Source organism: Methylobacterium brachiatum, assembly GCF_900113845.1.
GTDB classification, from domain to species: Bacteria; Pseudomonadota; Alphaproteobacteria; order Rhizobiales; family Beijerinckiaceae; genus Methylobacterium; species Methylobacterium brachiatum.
Map to the genome: position 1 here is coordinate 280746 of NZ_FOQW01000002.1, position 15488 is coordinate 296233.

The window sequence follows — 15488 nt, forward strand, 5'->3', positions numbered from 1 at the left end:
TCGGCTAAGGTTGCGGCATGACGCATCCGCCTGCCGCCGCCCCGGTCCTGCCGACGCACCGTCGCGTCCTGGCCCTGGCCCTGCCGATGACGCTGGCCAACGTCACGACGCCGATGCTCGGCTTCGTCGGCGCGGCCGTCATCGGGCGGCTCGGCGACGCGGCCCTGCTCGGCGCGGTGGCTTTGGGCGCCGTCATCTTCGACGCGATCTTCTGGTCTTTCGGGGCCCTGCGCATGGCCACCGCAGGCCTGACCGCGCAGGCGGTCGGCGCCCGCGACGGCGCCGAGGTCGACCGCATCCTGGCCCGGGCGATCATGGCGGGCGCCCTGATCGGCCTGAGCTTGGTCGCGCTGCAATGGCCGATCGCTCAGGCGGCCTTCGCGGTGAGCGGCGCGAGCGAGGCGGTGATCGCGGGCCTCGCCACCTATTTCCACATCCGCATCCTGTCCGCCCCGTTCGTGCTGGCGAGCTACGGCGTGCTCGGCTCGGTGCTGGGGCGCGGGCGGACCGATCTCGGCCTGCTGCTGCAAGTGGCGATCAATTTGGTCAATGTCGGGCTGACCCTCGCCTTCGTCCTCGGCCTCGGCATGGGGCTCGCCGGCGCCGCGCTGGCGGCGCTCTGCGCGGAGGCGGCCGGGCTGGCGCTCGGGCTGGTCGTGCTGGCGCGGCTCGGCTCGCGGCCGTTCCGGGTGCCTCTGCGCGATCTGCGGGACGCCGCCGCCCTGCGCCGGACGCTCAGCGTCAACCTTGACGTGATCCTGCGCACCCTGGCGCTGATCACCGCCATCGTGCTGTTCTCGGCGTTGGGCGCCAGGCAGGGCGACGTGGTGCTGGCGGCCAATTCCGTCCTGTGGAATCTGTTCATGATCGGCGGGTTCTTCCTCGACGGCTTCGCCACCGCGGCCGAGACCCTGTGCGGGCAGGCGGTGGGCGCCCGCGACGCGGAGGCGTTCCGCCGGGCATCAGCCTTGAGTTTGCGCTGGTGCCTGGGGTTCGGGATCGCGGTCGGCCTCGTCGCCTTCCTGGGCGGGCCGGGCTTCATCGACTTCGTCACCACCAGCGCGCCGGTGCGCGAGACCGCGCGGGCCTATCTGCCGCTCGCCGCCCTGGCGCCGCTCGCCGCGGCCGCGCCCTTCGCCTATGACGGGATCTATATCGGGGCCACGTGGACCCGGGCGATGCGCAACCTCATGTTGGGCGCGCTGGCGATCTACGGCGCGGTCCTGGCGCTGGTCCTGGCCCTGGGCCTCGGCAATACCGGGCTGTGGCTGGCCTTCGTGGCCTTCCTGGGGGCGCGGGGCCTGTTCCAGGCCGTCGCGTTCCCGGGGCTGTTGCGCGAAACGTTTCGCAGGCCGCCACTCTCCGCCGCCGGAAAAACCGCGCCCGAGGTCGCGTAGCCTTCGCGGGCCGGCATTTGCGGCGGCCCTTCGCCGAAGGGGCAGCCTTGCCGGGAATCCGTTGCCTTCTCCCGGTCAGTGCGGATCCTTCCAGGCCGTGGCAGCCGGCGGCGCGGCCCGGGCGACCGGCGCGGCCGGGCGCGGCAGTTCGGCCTCGGCCCGCCGCTGCGGCGCCCGGCGGACGCTGCCGGCGCGCCGGACCCGGCGGACATGGCGCCGTCCGCGCTCGCTGGAATTGCCGACGAACCCGCCGACCACGGCGCCCGCGACGGCCCCGATCGGGCCCGCCACCAGGGCGCCCGCTACCGCGCCGGAGCCGACCCCCAGGGTCGTCCGGCTCTGGGCCCGGGCGGGATCCGGTGCCCCGGCCAGGGTCAGTCCGGCCAGGATAAAGACAGTCGTGAAAGCGCGCATGAGACCGGATCCCGGGATCCAAGGATGGGACAGGGCTGGCCTTTAGCCGTGAGAACATGACCAAAGCACGGCTCGATACAGTCGCCCGCCGGACAGTATCAAACGCCGCACGGACTCACCGATCCTCCGCAAGCCGATGTGGCGCACGGGACGTTCTGCTCTAGGGTGCAGCGCAACGAAGACCGGCCGAGGAGCGGCCGCAGGAGGAAGATGCCCATGGCCACGACGACGGACCTGCGCCTGCGCCGGAGCGTGCTCTACATGCCCGGCTCGAACCAGCGGGCGCTCGACAAGGCCAAGACCCTGCCGGTGGACAGCATCATCCTCGATCTCGAGGACGCGGTCGGCCCGGAGGAGAAGGAGATCGCGCGCGATCAGGTCTGCGCCGCGGTCAAGAGCGGGGAATATGGTAGTCGCGAGCTGGTGATCCGGGTCAACGCCCCCCAGACCCCCTGGGGCGAGGCCGACCTGCACGCCGCCATCGAGGCCAAGCCCGACGCGATCCTGATGCCGAAGGTGTCGTCCTCGGCGGTGCTGGAGAGCATCGCCGACCGGCTCGAATCCCTCGACGCCCCCGAGGGCATCGCGGTCTGGGCGATGATCGAGACCCCGGCCTCGATCCTCAACATCCAGGAGATCGCCCGGGCCAAGCGCGACCCGCGCAACCGTCTGACCTGCCTGGTGCTCGGCACCAACGACCTAGCCAAGGACACCTGGGCCAAGATCGTCCCCGGCCGGGTGCCGATGCTGCCCTGGATGATGATGGCGCTCGCCGCCGCCCGGGCCGAAGGCCTGGCGATTCTCGACGGCGTCTACAACGACATCGCCGACACCGAGGGCTGCCGGGACGAGTGCCGCCAGGCCCGCGACCTCGGCTTCGACGGCAAGACCCTGATCCACCCGACCCAGCTGGAGCCGGCCAACGCCTCGTTCGCGCCGACCGAGGAGGAAGTGCGCCGGGCCAAGCTGGTGATCGAGGCGTTCGAGCGCCCGGAATACGCCAAGCGCGGCGCGATCAAGCTCGAAGGCCGCCTCTACGAGCGCCAGCACCTCGGCGTGAACCGCCGCGCCGTCACCTGGGCCGAGGCGATCAAGGCGAAGGGGTTCTGAGACGTCGCTCCCGCCCGCATCCTGCGGCGCGCGCAATGACCCCAGCAGGACGCTTCCGGAGGATGCGCAGCCTTGCGGTGACAGAGGCGGACGTCTCATGTCCCCAGCGGGAAGGCTTCGTCTCCTTCGGGTGGAGGCTGGACCGAAGCCGCCACGCACCGTCATCCCGGGGCCGCGCCGCGGAGCCCGGGATCCGGAGACGCCGACATGCCAAGCTCTTGCAACGGCGCCGTTTCCGGATGGCCGCCTCCGGCGACCCGTTCGGGTCCGGGCCCGCCTGCGGCGCCGCGAAACGACGGCGCGGGTTACCGGGTATCGAGCCCCGGGATGGATCGTCCCGCCTGTGTCGCCCGTCGCCGCGAAGGGCGCGGAAACGGTTTGCCGCTGAAAGCGCTTACCACGGCGGGCGCAGCCAAGCCGATCCGAATGTTGAGCCGCCAGGCCTAAGCCGGCTCACGGTCCCGGACATAATCCCAGACCTTGGAGATGACGACCGATCCCTCGCCCACCGAGGAGGCGACGCGCTTGACGGAATGGGCGCGCACGTCGCCGACCGCGAAGATGCCCGGCTGCGAGGTGGCGTAGGGCGAGCCGGCGCCGATCGCTTCCCCGGTCAGGACGAAGCCGTTCCGATCGAGCTCGACGAGGCCGGACAGCCAGCCGGTATTGGGTGCCGCCCCCACCATGACGAACACGGCGCAGGTCGGAATCGTCCGGACCGTGCCGTCCGCGATGGTGCGGATGGTCACGGCTTCGAGCGCGTCGTCCCCGTGCAGCGCGCTGAGTTCGGCGCCGTACTCGATGGTGATCGCCGGATCCGCTTCCAAACGGCTCGACAGGTAGCGCGACATCGAGGTCGCCAGCGACGGCCCGCGGACCAGGAGCCGGACATGCCGGGCGGAGCGGCTGAGGAACATCGCCGCCTGCCCGGCGGAATTGCCGCCGCCGACGATGATGGTGTCGGTGTTCTTGCAATAGCGGGCCTCGATTTCGGTGGCCGCGTAATAGATGCCGGCCCCCTCGAAGGCCTCCAGGCGGTCGATCGGCAGGCGCCGGTACTGGACCCCGGTCGCGACAACGACCGCCTGTCCCCGGACGCGCTGATCGTTGTCGAAGGTCGCGCAATACGCGCCGTCTTCGAGCCGCTCCAGCTTCACCACCCGCCGGGGCATGGCGAACCGCGTCCCGAACTTCACGGCCTGGACCTCGCCGCGCCAGATCAGGTCGGCCCCGGAGATCCCGGTCGGGAACCCCATGTAGTTCTCGATCCGGCTCGATGTGCCGGCCTGTCCGCCGATCGCAATATCCTCGACCACCAGGGCGCGCAGGCCTTCGGCGCCGGCATAGACGCCCGCGGCCACGCCGGCCGGGCCGCCGCCGACGATCAGAACGTCGAAGGCCTCGTCGTCCATGAGGTTGTAGTTGAGGCCGAAGAGCTGCGCGACCTTGTCTGGGGTCGGATCCGTCACGACGGTGTTCCGGCCGAAGACCACGCCGGGCCGGTCGGCGGGAACCGAGCAGCTCGTGGCGACGGACGCCGCGTCGGCGCTGCCGAGCGCGTAGGACCGGTAGGGCAGGCGGTTGCGGCTCGCGAATTCCGCGATGCGCCGGACGGCCCGGTCGTCGTCCTCGCCGATGAGCACGAGGGTACCGTCGCGCGAATCGAGCTGGCGCCGCCGCCGCGCCGCCAGGACGGTGATGACGATGTCCGACATTTCGGGGATCTCGGCCATCAGCCGCAGCATCGCGGTGCGCGGCACCTCGATCACGTTGGTGTCGATGACCGCCCGCATCGGCATCGACCAGCTGCCGCCGTTCAGGAACGCGATCTCGCCCATGAACTGCGTCGGCCCGAGGGTGGAGGGCAGGTGCCGCTCGTCCGTGAACGGGTTCACGACCTCGACCTCGCCGTCCTCGACATAGACGAAGCGGTCCGCCGGCTCGCCGGGCCGCGCCAGGAAGGTCCCGGCCGGGTAGAGTCGCGGAACGCCCGCGGCCCGGATCGCGGCGACATGCGAGGCCGCCAGGGGAACGCGCTGCATCACGCGCAGATCAGGGCCGATCGTCTCCATGTCCTGCCCCTTTCACTCAGTGGCCTAGGCGGATTGGCATCGCGGGCCTGCGACACAGCCGGCATCCGGATGCCCGGCCGAGGTGCAACGAAGGATTGTCCAAGGTCAAGCTTGGCTCGCGTCCTGGCTGGGGGCGCGCAACACTGGGTGGCCTCCCGAGAGCGGGGATGCCCACGAGGACATTCGGTTCCGCGCCGGGCCCGCGCCCAAGACGCTCCCGCCTCGATCTAGCGAATACAGGCATCCAGTGTAATGCGTCGGCGGCATTCAATATTCGCACACGGCTCGACTGAGCGGCCCGGGAATGAGACGATATTCGACCGACCGCGTCGGATGCCGTTCGATTCGTGCATCTTGAACGCGCGGCTGAAAACCCGGGGCGGCACGATGAGCAGCGCGAACCCAGAGATTCCGGCCGAGGCCCCGGTGAAGGGCGGGCTCGTCGCCTACCTGACGGTGGACGGCGCCATGAAGGCGGCCGAGTTCTACGTCCGCGCCTTCGGGGCCGAGATCGTCAACGCGATGCCCGTCGACGACCAGGGACGGACCATGCATGTCCACCTCCACGTGAACGGCTCGTCGCTGATGCTGAGCGATGCCTTCCCCGAACACGGCCATCCCCTGCAGGCACCGCAGGCCTTCTCCCTGATGCTCATGGTCGAGGGGATCGATGCGCGCTACGCCCAGGCCGTCGCGGCGGGCGCCACCGCCCTGATGGAGCCGGCCGAGATGTTCTGGGGCGACCGCTACGGCCAGCTGCGCGATCCGTTCGGGATCGTCTGGGCGATGAACCAGGGGAAGCGCTGAGCGCCCCGTCATCCGGAAGCCGAACGCGCGGCCAACTCTGAGCGCCGCGCCGATCCGATCGGCCCGGGAGGTGCCGCCATGCCGACGATCAGCACCTGTCTGTGGTTCGCCCACGACGCCGAGGCGGCGGCGCGATTCTACGTGTCGCTAGTGCCGGGCTCGAGCCTCGGCCCGATCCTGCGGGCGCCGGGCCCCTGGCCCGGGGGCGAGCCCGGCGCCGCGATCCTGGTGGCGTTCACGCTGGGCGGCCAGAGCTTCCAGGCCCTGAATGGCGGGATCCCGGCCGCGTACGGGACCGCCGCATCGATCTCCGTCTCCTGTGCCGATCAGGCCGAGGTCGACCGCCTCTGGCGCGCCCTCACCGCGGAGGGCGGCGCGGAAATGATGTGCGGCTGGTTGCGCGACCGCTGGGGCGTGCCCTGGCAGATCGTGCCGGAAACCCTGCCGCGCCTCCTCGCCGATCCCGATCCGGCGGTGGCGGCCCGGGTCTTCGCGGCCATGCAGGCCATGGTGAAGCTCGACGTCGCGGCCCTGGAGGCCGCCTCTGCCGGCCGGTGAAGTCCCGGATCCGGCGCTACGCCGCCAAGTCGTAGCGCGTCCGCTGGGTGCGCGCATCGCGGGCGGTCACGGTGACGTGGCCGTCCTCCTCCAGCGCGGAGAGCGCGCGCAGCACCAGGGCGTGCTCGACCCCGAAGCTGCGGGCGAAGGCCCGGCTATCGCCCGGCAGGCCGAGATCGAGGGCCGCCAGCAACCCCGCTTCCAGCGCGTCCATCCCGGGCTGGGCCGCGGTCCGGCGGTCGAGGGCGGCGATGAACGCCGCCTCGTCGAGGTCGCCGCCCACGCGGCTCAGGCCGCCGCCCGGGCTTCCAGGGTGACGAGCACCGACTTCGAGGTCGGCGTGTCGCTCTTCTCACCGAAGGTCGAGAGCGGCACCAGCACGTTCAGCTCCGGGTAGTAGCCCGCCACGGCGCCCCGGGGCATGTCGAACGGCACCAGCCGGAAATCCTCGGCCCGCCGGGTCACCCCGTCGGCGTGGAGGCCGACGATGTCGACGCGCTCGCCGAGCCGGTCGCGGATCTCGGCGAGGTCGTCCGGATGGGCGAACAGCACCTTCCGCTCGCCGTAGACGCCGCGGTAGCGGTCATCGAGCCCGTAGATCGTGGTGTTGTACTGGTCGTGACTGCGGAAGGTCTGCAGCACGAACGTGTTCTGCGACTTCTTCGCGACCTGGTGCTCGGTCTCGGCCGGCAGCGCGTCGGCGGAGAAGTTGGCACGGCCGGAGGCGGTCTCGAAGACGCGTTCGGCGGCGAGGTTGCGCAGCATGAAGCCGCGCGGCTTGCGCACCCGGGTGTTGTACTCCGAGAAGCCCGGGATCGTCGCGGCGATGGCCTCCCGGATCCGGTCGTAATCGGCCGCGAGCCCGGCCCAGTCGATCGCGGCCGAGCCGACGGTGGCCTGGGCCATGCCGGCGATGATCGCGATCTCCGAGCGCAGCTCCTTCGAGGCCGGCTTGTTGATGCCGCCCGAGCCGTGGACCATGCTCATCGAATCCTCGACGGTCACGATCTGGGTCTTGCCCGCGGCGTTCCGGTCGATCTCGGTGCGGCCCATGCAGGGCAGCAGGTAGCCGATGGCGCCCGGCACCAGGTGGGCGTGGTTGAGCTTGGTCGCAATGTGGACCGTCAGGCGGCAGGAGGCGAGCGCCTGGGCCACCACCGGGGTATCCGGCGTCGCCCGCAGGAAGTTGCCGCCGAGCCCGATGAACGCCTTCGACGTGCCGTCGCGCATCGCCCGGATCGCCGCCAGGACGTTGTGGCCGTGCTTGCGCGGCATGGCGAGGCCGAAATGCCGCTCCAGCGATTCGAGGAAGGCCACCGAGGGGCGCTCGTTGATCCCGACCGTGCGGTCGCCCTGCACGTTGGAATGGCCGCGCACCGGGCACAGCCCGGCACCGGGCCGGCCGATATGGCCGCGCAAGAACAGCAGGTTGGCGATCTCGCGCACGGTCGCCACCGAGTGGCGGTGCTGGGTCACGCCCATGGCCCAGGTGGCAATCACGCGCTGGGCGCCGAGATAGACATCCGCCATGGCGGAGATGTCGTCGTAGGTCAGGCCCGACTGGTCGAGAATCGCGTCCCAGCTCGTGGCCTCCACGGCGGCGCGATAGGCGTCGAGACCGGAGGTGTGATGCTCCAGGAAGGCGCGGTCGAGCAGCGAGGGCCGGCCGGAGGCCAGCGCCTCTTCGTCCCGGGCGAACACGATCTTGGCGATGCCCCTGAAGGCCGCCATGTCGCCGCCGGAGCGCGGCTGGAGGTAGTGGCTGGCGATCGGTTGGCTGGAGCCGCGCAGCATCTCCACGGTGTTCTGCGGGTCGGCGAAGCGCTCGAGCCCACGCTCGCGCACGGGGTTGAGCACCACGACCTTGGCGCCGCGCTCGGCCGCCCGGCGCAGGTCGCCGAGCATGCGCGGATGGTTGGTGCCGGGATTCTGCCCGACGCAGAAGATCGCGTCCGCCTTCTCGAAATCCTCCAGCAGGACCGTGCCCTTGCCGATGCCGATGGCGTCGATCAGCGCGACGCCGCTGGCCTCGTGACACATGTTCGAACAGTCGGGGAAGTTGTTGGTCCCGTAGGCGCGGGCGAACAGCTGGTAGAGATAGGCCGCCTCGTTCGAGGCACGGCCGGAGGTGTAGAACTCGGCCTGGTCGGGATGGTCGAGGCCGCGCAGGGTCGCGCCGATCTCGGCGAAGGCCTCGTCCCAGCTCACCGGCAGGTAGCGGTCGCTCGCCGCATCGTAGCGCATCGGGTGGGTGAGGCGGCCCTCGCCCTCCAGGGCGAAGTCGCTCCAGGTGCGCAGCTCGGTTAGCGTGTGGCGGGCGAAGAAGGACGGCTTCGTGCGCTTGTCGGTGGCCTCCCAGGAGACCGCCTTCACGCCGTTCTCGCAGAACTCGAAGGACGAGCCGTGCTCCGGGTCGCCCCAGGCGCAACCCGGGCAGTCGAACCCGTCCGGCTGGTTCGCCTTCAGCAGGGCGCGTGCGCCCGACAGCGGCGCGCGCGAGCCGAGCAGATGCTTGCCGCAACTCTTCAGAGCGCCCCAGCCGCCGGCGGCGGATGAGCGCTTCGGAGCCCCGTCAGGCTGGGCCATGGATTGTCCTGGATGCTCTCTGAACGCGAGACCGGCTCGCGAATTCGCAACCGCGAGATAAGCGGCACAGGACAGGTGTCACAATGCCGGGCGCGCGCAGGCCCCTCATGCACGGGGCACAGGCTAAGTCACCGCTTGGCAAAGCCTTTCTAAACTGGCGGGCCGGACGCTCCGCGGCCGGTCGATCCCGCTCCGTCCTGGCGAGCGCAGCGAAGCAATCCAGGGCAGCGCGCGAGCGCCGAATGGTGCGGATCCCGATGTTGCGTCGCTACGCTCGCACCGACGGTGATCGGACGGGGAGCGGGGCGCTTAACTCAACCCGCCCTTCATTTTAATCGGCGGCTTGGACGCTCTGTGGTTCGGCTGAGGAACTCATTGAGCGAGGGGCGCCTTCTCGATCCGGCACGACTGTCCCGATGCCACCCACCGGTGCCGGGCGGGCGCCTGAAGGACGCCGTCATCGTGATGTCGCTGATGGAGATGGCGCGTGATCGCCCAACCGGACGTGTGACCGACAGGACGGTCATGCGCTGGCCCGCAGCCAATTCTCGACCCGCAGACCCTGGATGCGCGCGAACTCGGCAATGTTGTCAGTGACCAAGATCGCGCCCAGGGAAAGGGCATGGGCGGCGATCAGCATGTCGTTGGCACCGATCACCCGCCCCGCGCGCTCCAGGCTTGTCCGGAGCGTCCCGTAGGTGTGAGAAGCGCCGGGCGCGTAGGGCAGGATATCGATGTTGCGCAGAGCACGCTCCACTTTCTCGCTCAGCAGCTCGGACCCTTTCTTGGCAGCGCCATAGCGCAACTCGCTGGCCACGATGGCGCTCGTGCAGATGTTCGTCTCCCCGATGCCGGTGATCCGATCCAGGACGACGCTTCCGGCGCCCTGTCGGACGATCTCCGCGATGATGTTGGTGTCGAGCAGGTACCGGTCGCTCATGGATCGACCGGTTCCGCCGGGAGGTCCTGGATTGCATCCATCCAATGCTCCTCGGGCAAAGGCGGCTCGTCCTTGAACGCCGCGAGCAGGCCGGTTTCGCCCAGCGGCGAGATTTCGAGATGGCCGTTCGGCAGGCGTCGAATGGACACGCTGGAGCCGGGAAGCTCGAATTCCCGCGGTATGCGCAGCGCCTGACTGCGACCGTTACGAAACAGGCTCGCGGTCTTCACATCCATCGCCACCTCCCGTCGGCACCAGTTTGGCCTATGCCATCAGCATATGCCAGCCGGCGAGAGGCGTCGAGGATCGACGGTGGCCGACGGCCCGCGAGGCCGACATGACCGACGCCCGTCCCGCCCAACCCCCTCATCTCGCGGCGCCCGCGTCGGTGGGCCGCGAAGGAGGGCTCCAGCCGGCCCCGCGCTCCCTGGAGGCCGCCTTCGAAAGCGACGCTGCGCGGGCCGCGACCTCAGAAAGTGTAAATCTTTCGATCCTTCGAGGACGAAGCGCGACAGGCCCGTCTGTGGCTTGGAAGACCCACAGCCTGTCAGGAGGAGGGGATAGATGCGGAAAGCCCGGACGAACGGCGCTCAAGCCGCGCGGGCCAGGTCCTCCGCGCCGCGGCCGACCACCTGGTGGAGGGCGGAGACGCCCTCCGCCGCCATGCGCGTCAGCAGGCCGGCCTTGATGCGATCCACCAGCCCCGGCCCGTCATAGACCAGCGCCGAGTAGAGCTGGACCAGGCTCGCCCCGGCCTCGATCTTGGTCCAGGCGGCCTCGGCGGAATCGATGCCGCCAACGCCGATGAGCGGCAGCCTGTCCCCGACCCGGAGACGGGTCTGCGCCAGCATCCGGGTCGCCGGCCCGAAGAGCGGTCGGCCGGAGAGGCCGCCGGTCTCACGGGCGAGGCTTGTCTCCCGCAGGCTCTCGGGCCGGGCCACCGTGGTGTTCGAGACCACCAATGCCTGGACGCCGCGCTTCAGCGCCGTGGCGCAGATCGCGTCGAGGGCGTCCAGCGCCATGTCGGGGGCGATCTTGAGAAGCACCGCGGCCGTGGCGCCGGCCGCATCGCGTGCCTCGACGGTGCGGCCGAGCAGCTCGTCGAGAAAGGCCTCGCCCTGCAGGTCGCGCAGGCCCGGCGTATTGGGCGAGGAGACGTTGACCGTGACGAAATCGACCAGCGGTGCGAGGGTCCTGGTACAGGTGACGTAATCGGCCAGGCGGTCGGTCGAGTCCTTGTTGGCCCCGATATTGACCCCGACGATGCCGGGCCGGCCGGCCCGGGCGCGCAGCCGTCCGGCCACCACCGCCAGCCCCTCGCTGTTGAGGCCGTAGCGGTTGATCACGGCCCGGTCGGCGGGGAGGCGGAACGCCCGCGGCTGCGGATTGCCCGGCTGCGGTTGCGGCACCACACCGCCGACCTCGACGAAGCCGAAGCCGAGGCCGAGCATCGCGTCCGGCACCCGGGCGCCCTTGTCGAAGCCGGCCGCCAGACCGACCGGGTTGGGGAAGCGGCGCCCGAGCAGGTCGACGGCCAGCCGTGGATCGTCGGCGGCCGGCTGGCCGGGGGGCAGCAGCGACAGGGCGCGCAGGGTCAGGTCATGCGCGCGCTCGGCATCGAGCCGGTGCAGCAGCGGGCGGACCAGCGGGAAGGCGGCGGCGATCATGCGCGCGGCATCCCGGCCGGCAGGACATGCCGCCCATCCGCACCCAGCGGTAGTTCCTCCACCGACGCGACCGCGGAGAGCGGCAGGTCGCCGTAGAGATGGGGGAACAGGGCGCCGCCGCGCGACGGCTCGTATCGCAGGGCGGCGCCCAGCCTGTCGGCCTCCACCGCGATCAGCAGCAGGTCGCCCTGGCCGGCGAAGTGGCGGGCCGCCGTCTCGGCGGTCTGCTCGGCGGTGGAGAAATGGATGAAACCGTCAGCCCGATCGACGGGCGCCCCGGTGAACTGCCCCGCCGCCTCGGCCTCGCGCCACAGCGCACGCGGGCAGATCTTGTAGATGAGCGGCATCGTCATTCCCCGGGGATCGGAGGGTCCATAGCCCATCGGACCGGGCGCCGGAACCGGGGCGGATGGCGTGTCCCGGCCGACGCATGCGCCAGGGGCTCTCCCGCGAACCCATCTAAGCCTCTGCAGAAGCAGCCCGGACAACAATTCCGTCATGCTGGGGCCGCGCAGCGGAGCCCTCGATCGACGGTCCCTGGGCACCCGAGGATGAGGGGTGGAGGGGGTCGATCATAGCGCGCACCCGGACGCGCCGCTCTCCGCCAGCAACACCCGGAAACCAGAACCATTCCATGGGCGATTGCATTCTGCAGGTTGTAGTTCTACTTTCCTACGACTAGGCTGAGCGTCACAGAACGGTGTCCGAGACGGGGCACTCGGGCCGGCTCGTGGCGGTCTTCAATATTCCGCGCTTCTCCGGCGGTTTCGGTCCGAATCCTCCGGGGGGATTGCCTTCGTGCCCCCGAGGCAGCCGGGTGCCGGCTGGCGAGACGGGGGTGCCGGCCCGCTCACGTTGAGCCTTCGAGCCCGACATGCTGTCTCACGAGCAGATCTGGAACGCCATCGACCGTCTGGCGGAGCGCCATGGCTATTCCGCCTCCGGCCTCGCCCGGCGCGCGGGCCTCGACGCGACGAGCTTCAACCGGTCCAAACGGATCGGCGCCGACGGGCGCAAGCGCTGGCCCTCCACGGAATCGGTCTCGAAGGTCCTGGCCGCCACCGGCGCCAGCCTCGACGAGTTCCTGCGCCTGATCGAGGCCCGGGAGATCCCCGCCCGCACCATGGTCCCGCTGATCGGCCTGACCCAGGCCGGGGCCGGGCGGCTGTTCACCGACGAGGGCATGCCCACCGGCGGCGCCGGCTGGGAGGAGATCGAGTTCCCCGATCTCGGCGAGGAGCGCGCCTTCGCGCTGGAGATCCAGGGCGATTCCATGCAGCCGCTGTTCCGCGACGGCGACGTGCTGATCGTCTCGCCGACCGCCAGCGTGCGCAAGGGCGACCGGGTCGTGGTGCGCCTCCACGGCGGCGAGGTCCTCGCCAAGGAGTTGAAGCGCCGCACCGCCCGCACCGTGGAGCTGGTCTCGCTCAATCCGGAGCACGAGGACCGCGTCCTCAACATCGGCGAGGTCGCCTGGATGGCCCGGGTGATGTGGGTCAGGCAGTAGCCGCGATCCGAGAATAAACCTGCCGCACTTGGCCCGGCCGCGGTTCGTCGCTATCGCGGGCCTCCTCGCGGGTTTCCCGCACCCGCTCAGCTCGGACGCAGCATGACGCAGCCCGGGACGGATCACGGCCAGGCGGGCGGTCCGCTGACGGGGCAGGCCCGCGCGCTCCTCGACGCGCTGCCCACGCCGAGCTTTCTGGTGGATGCGGAGGGTCGTATCCGGCACGCCAACCCGGCCTTCGAGCGGCTGACCGGGCATCCGGCCGCGGCGCTGGCGGAACGCGGCCTCGACCTGATCCTGGCGACCCGCGGATCGGCCCCTGACCTGTCCGCCGAGGCGCCCCAGGAATTTCTCGCCGTGCGGTCGGACGGGACCAGCTTCTGGGCGAGCTTGGCCGCGGGGCGGCTCCCCGGGACCGACGAAACCGTCTGTCAGATCATCGACGTCACGGCGCGGCGGGAAGCCGAGGGCGCGCTGGCGCTGTCCCGGCAGCGCGAGGCCCTGGGGCTGCTGACCAACAGCGTCGCCCACGAATTCAACAACTTCCTGCAGATCCTGATCGGCTACATCGACGGGCTGAAGCGGCGCCTGGGCGACCGGCCGGAGCCGTTCATCCAGAGGGCGCTCAGCCGCTCGGCCGACGCCACCGAGCGGGCCGCGATCCTGACCCGCCAGCTTCTGGCCTATTCCCGTCGGATCGCCCCGGACGTGCGCCCGGTGGATCTCGACGCCATCGTGGCGGATCTCGCCGAGCGGCTAGCCCCGGACTTTCCCCCCGGGATCCGCCTCACCGTCAACACCACGCCGGGCCTGCCCCGGGCGATCAGCAACCCGACCCAGATCGAGTTCGCGTTGCGGCATCTGGTCGCCAATGCCTGCGAGGCGATGCCGGCCGGCGGCACCCTGACCCTCTCGACCTTCCGGGTCGATCCGAACGACCGGGCCATGCACCAGCCGGGGCCGGGCACGGTCGGGATCGTAGTGAGCGATACCGGGCAGGGCATGTCGCCCGAGATGCTGGCTCGGGCGCTGGCGCCGTTCCAGACCAGCCGCGAGGCCGGACGGGGCGCGGGCCTCGCGATCGTGCACGGTCTGATGAAGCGCCAGAACGGCACGATCACCCTGGACAGCCGACCCGGGGAGGGCACCCAGGTCCGCCTCGCCTTCCCGGCGGCGCCGGACCGGACGCTGCATTGAGGATACGGCCCGCGACAAACGTCATCACGACGACGAGAGGCGCGGACTAAAACCCGCGCTGAGCCGTCACCATATAGTCGTCGGCGGCTTCCGCCACTCGGTTCTCGTCCTCAGAGGCGTGTACATGCTCACCCAATTCTCGCGTCGTCGGCGCACGGCCGCCTTCCTGGCGCTGGCCGCTGCCCTGACCGTCGCGGCCCCCATCGCCGAGGCCCGTCCGGGCGGCGGCGGATCCTTCGGTTCGCGCGGCTCGCGGACCTACACGGCGCCCTCGGCCACGCCGACGGCGCCGGGCGGCGGCTCGACCATGCAGCGGTCCCAGACCGCGCCGTCCCCCGGCATGTCGAATCCCGGCATGCAGGCGCCGGCCCAGGGTCGTCGCTTCGGCGGCGGCTTCTTCGCCGGCCTGCTCGGCGCGGGCCTGCTCGGCGCCCTGCTCGGCGGCGGCTTCTTCGGCGGCCTCGGCGGCCTCGCCTCGATGATCGGCCTGCTGTTCCAGGTCGGCCTGGTCGTGCTGGTGGTGATGCTGGCGGTGCGGTTCTTCCGTCGCCGCAGCGAGCCGGCCGGCGCCGGTGCGCCCTACGCCCGCTCGACGCTGGACGGCGGCCCGAACCCGGGTGGCCCGATGGGCGGCCCGGCCCCGGCGGCCGGCGGCTCGTTCGGCGGCGCCCGCCCGGTGCAGACCCGCAAGGTCGAGATCGGCCCGGCCGATTACCAGGCGTTCGAGCGGCTGCTCGGCGACATCCAGGACGCCTATTCCCGCGAGGATCGCGTGACCCTGGGCAACCTGGCGACGCCCGAGATGGCCGGCTACTTCGACGAGGAGCTGCGCAACAACGCCGCCCAGGGCGTGGTCAACAAGATCACGGACGTGAAGCTGCTGCAGGGCGACCTCGCGGAAGCCTGGGGCGAGGACCGCACCGACTACGCCACCGTGGCGATGCGCTATGCCCTCAAGGACGTCATGGTCGACCGCGCCAGCGGCCGGGTCGTGAAGACCGAGCCGGCCCCCGAGGCGACGGAGCTCTGGACCTTCCAGCGCCAGCCCGGCCGCGGCTGGGTGCTCTCGGCGATCCAGCAGACCCGCTGATTTGGGACTTGGCGCCTCGGCCGTTCAGGCCGGGGCGCACGCTTCGAGCCGGTGCCGTTTCCGCGGCGCCGGTTTTTTTGTGTTCTGGGTAGCCGCTGGATCGGGCGTTCCGGCACCCGTGGAAACAAACCCGTCATTCCGGG

At 70.8% G+C, this 15488-nt stretch carries 15 protein-coding genes; 7 read left to right on the plus strand and 8 right to left on the minus strand.

Annotation, left to right across the window (positions count from 1 at the left end; translation table 11 throughout):
- Window positions 1–17: 17 nt before the first annotated feature.
- Window positions 18–1397, plus strand: a complete 1380-nt coding sequence (locus BMZ47_RS01290) for an MATE family efflux transporter (RefSeq protein ID WP_091857738.1) — start codon at window positions 18–20, stop codon at window positions 1395–1397.
- 75 nt (window positions 1398–1472) lie between these two features.
- Here BMZ47_RS01290 and BMZ47_RS01295 read toward each other — a convergent pair whose 3' ends face one another.
- A complete protein-coding gene (locus BMZ47_RS01295; protein WP_091857739.1) occupies window positions 1473–1811 on the minus strand; it encodes a YMGG-like glycine zipper-containing protein in 339 nt (112 codons plus the stop codon).
- Between the two features lie 216 nt (window positions 1812–2027).
- On the opposite strand from BMZ47_RS01295, the gene BMZ47_RS01300 reads away from it, so the two are divergent.
- Window positions 2028–2921 (plus strand): HpcH/HpaI aldolase/citrate lyase family protein, encoded by an 894-nt coding sequence (locus tag BMZ47_RS01300; protein WP_007567840.1) that lies wholly within the window; start codon window positions 2028–2030, stop codon window positions 2919–2921.
- Between the two features lie 443 nt (window positions 2922–3364).
- On the opposite strand, the gene BMZ47_RS01305 is transcribed toward BMZ47_RS01300, so the two are convergent.
- Window positions 3365–4993: an FAD-dependent oxidoreductase gene (locus tag BMZ47_RS01305; protein ID WP_091857742.1), complete on the minus strand. Its 1629-nt coding sequence runs from the start codon at window positions 4991–4993 to the stop codon at window positions 3365–3367.
- A 387-nt stretch (window positions 4994–5380) separates the two neighbouring features.
- Between BMZ47_RS01305 and BMZ47_RS01310 the strand changes: the two genes are divergently transcribed.
- Window positions 5381–5800 carry a VOC family protein gene (locus BMZ47_RS01310; protein ID WP_091858098.1) on the plus strand — a complete coding sequence of 140 codons (420 nt, stop codon included), beginning with the start codon at window positions 5381–5383 and terminating at the stop codon, window positions 5798–5800.
- Between the two features lie 78 nt (window positions 5801–5878).
- Window positions 5879–6358 (plus strand): VOC family protein, encoded by a 480-nt coding sequence (locus BMZ47_RS01315; RefSeq protein WP_091857745.1) that lies wholly within the window; start codon window positions 5879–5881, stop codon window positions 6356–6358.
- A gap of 16 nt (window positions 6359–6374) precedes the next feature.
- Here the strand turns inward: BMZ47_RS01315 and BMZ47_RS01320 are convergent, their stop codons facing one another.
- The 6 genes from BMZ47_RS01320 to BMZ47_RS01345 all read right to left on the minus strand — a co-directional run bounded on the left by BMZ47_RS01320 (window position 6375) and on the right by BMZ47_RS01345 (window position 11898).
- Window positions 6375–6641, minus strand: coding sequence for a hypothetical protein (locus BMZ47_RS01320; protein ID WP_007567832.1), 267 nt, complete (start codon window positions 6639–6641; stop codon window positions 6375–6377).
- Between the two features lie 5 nt (window positions 6642–6646).
- Window positions 6647–8944, minus strand: coding sequence for an FdhF/YdeP family oxidoreductase (locus tag BMZ47_RS01325; protein WP_091857748.1), 2298 nt, complete (start codon window positions 8942–8944; stop codon window positions 6647–6649).
- A gap of 523 nt (window positions 8945–9467) precedes the next feature.
- Window positions 9468–9884 carry a type II toxin-antitoxin system VapC family toxin gene (locus BMZ47_RS01330; RefSeq protein WP_091857751.1) on the minus strand — a complete coding sequence of 139 codons (417 nt, stop codon included), beginning with the start codon at window positions 9882–9884 and terminating at the stop codon, window positions 9468–9470.
- Window positions 9881–10120, minus strand: a complete 240-nt coding sequence (locus BMZ47_RS01335) for an antitoxin (protein ID WP_007567827.1) — start codon at window positions 10118–10120, stop codon at window positions 9881–9883. The genes BMZ47_RS01330 and BMZ47_RS01335 overlap by 4 nt, the downstream gene beginning before the upstream one ends.
- A 354-nt stretch (window positions 10121–10474) precedes the next feature.
- The gene (locus BMZ47_RS01340; RefSeq protein ID WP_091857754.1) at window positions 10475–11551 is read right to left on the minus strand and encodes a quinone-dependent dihydroorotate dehydrogenase; all 1077 of its coding nucleotides are present in this window, start codon (window positions 11549–11551) and stop codon (window positions 10475–10477) included.
- Window positions 11548–11898: a DUF952 domain-containing protein gene (locus BMZ47_RS01345; protein ID WP_091858103.1), complete on the minus strand. Its 351-nt coding sequence runs from the start codon at window positions 11896–11898 to the stop codon at window positions 11548–11550. The genes BMZ47_RS01340 and BMZ47_RS01345 overlap by 4 nt, the downstream gene beginning before the upstream one ends.
- Window positions 11899–12425: 527 nt before the next feature.
- Here BMZ47_RS01345 and BMZ47_RS01350 point away from each other — a divergent pair.
- From BMZ47_RS01350 to BMZ47_RS01360, 3 genes are all read left to right on the plus strand, one after another.
- Window positions 12426–13058, plus strand: a complete 633-nt coding sequence (locus BMZ47_RS01350) for a S24 family peptidase (RefSeq protein WP_007567824.1) — start codon at window positions 12426–12428, stop codon at window positions 13056–13058.
- A gap of 102 nt (window positions 13059–13160) precedes the next feature.
- Complete coding sequence (locus tag BMZ47_RS01355; protein ID WP_091857757.1) at window positions 13161–14255, plus strand: two-component system sensor histidine kinase NtrB; 1095 nt, start codon at window positions 13161–13163, stop codon at window positions 14253–14255.
- A gap of 124 nt (window positions 14256–14379) precedes the next feature.
- The gene (locus BMZ47_RS01360) at window positions 14380–15345 is read left to right on the plus strand and encodes a TIM44-like domain-containing protein (protein ID WP_091857760.1); all 966 of its coding nucleotides are present in this window, start codon (window positions 14380–14382) and stop codon (window positions 15343–15345) included.
- Window positions 15346–15488 lie beyond the last annotated feature (143 nt).

Excerpts from the sequence above, each read along its gene's own strand:
- BMZ47_RS01305 (WP_091857742.1), bottom strand. The coding sequence starts at position 4,993 with ATGGAGACGATCGGCCCTGATCTGCGCGTGATGCAGCGCGTTCCCCTG.
- BMZ47_RS01330 (WP_091857751.1), bottom strand. The coding sequence starts at position 9,884 with ATGAGCGACCGGTACCTGCTCGACACCAACATCATCGCGGAGATCGTC.
- BMZ47_RS01335 (WP_007567827.1), bottom strand. The coding sequence starts at position 10,120 with ATGGATGTGAAGACCGCGAGCCTGTTTCGTAACGGTCGCAGTCAGGCG.
- BMZ47_RS01300 (WP_007567840.1), top strand. The coding sequence starts at position 2,028 with ATGGCCACGACGACGGACCTGCGCCTGCGCCGGAGCGTGCTCTACATG.
- BMZ47_RS01290 (WP_091857738.1), top strand. The coding sequence starts at position 18 with ATGACGCATCCGCCTGCCGCCGCCCCGGTCCTGCCGACGCACCGTCGC.
- BMZ47_RS01310 (WP_091858098.1), top strand. The coding sequence starts at position 5,381 with ATGAGCAGCGCGAACCCAGAGATTCCGGCCGAGGCCCCGGTGAAGGGC.
- BMZ47_RS01325 (WP_091857748.1), bottom strand. The coding sequence starts at position 8,944 with ATGGCCCAGCCTGACGGGGCTCCGAAGCGCTCATCCGCCGCCGGCGGC.
- BMZ47_RS01355 (WP_091857757.1), top strand. The coding sequence starts at position 13,161 with ATGACGCAGCCCGGGACGGATCACGGCCAGGCGGGCGGTCCGCTGACG.
- BMZ47_RS01350 (WP_007567824.1), top strand. The coding sequence starts at position 12,426 with ATGCTGTCTCACGAGCAGATCTGGAACGCCATCGACCGTCTGGCGGAG.
- BMZ47_RS01340 (WP_091857754.1), bottom strand. The coding sequence starts at position 11,551 with ATGATCGCCGCCGCCTTCCCGCTGGTCCGCCCGCTGCTGCACCGGCTC.
- BMZ47_RS01345 (WP_091858103.1), bottom strand. The coding sequence starts at position 11,898 with ATGCCGCTCATCTACAAGATCTGCCCGCGTGCGCTGTGGCGCGAGGCC.
- BMZ47_RS01295 (WP_091857739.1), bottom strand. The coding sequence starts at position 1,811 with ATGCGCGCTTTCACGACTGTCTTTATCCTGGCCGGACTGACCCTGGCC.
- BMZ47_RS01360 (WP_091857760.1), top strand. The coding sequence starts at position 14,380 with ATGCTCACCCAATTCTCGCGTCGTCGGCGCACGGCCGCCTTCCTGGCG.
- BMZ47_RS01315 (WP_091857745.1), top strand. The coding sequence starts at position 5,879 with ATGCCGACGATCAGCACCTGTCTGTGGTTCGCCCACGACGCCGAGGCG.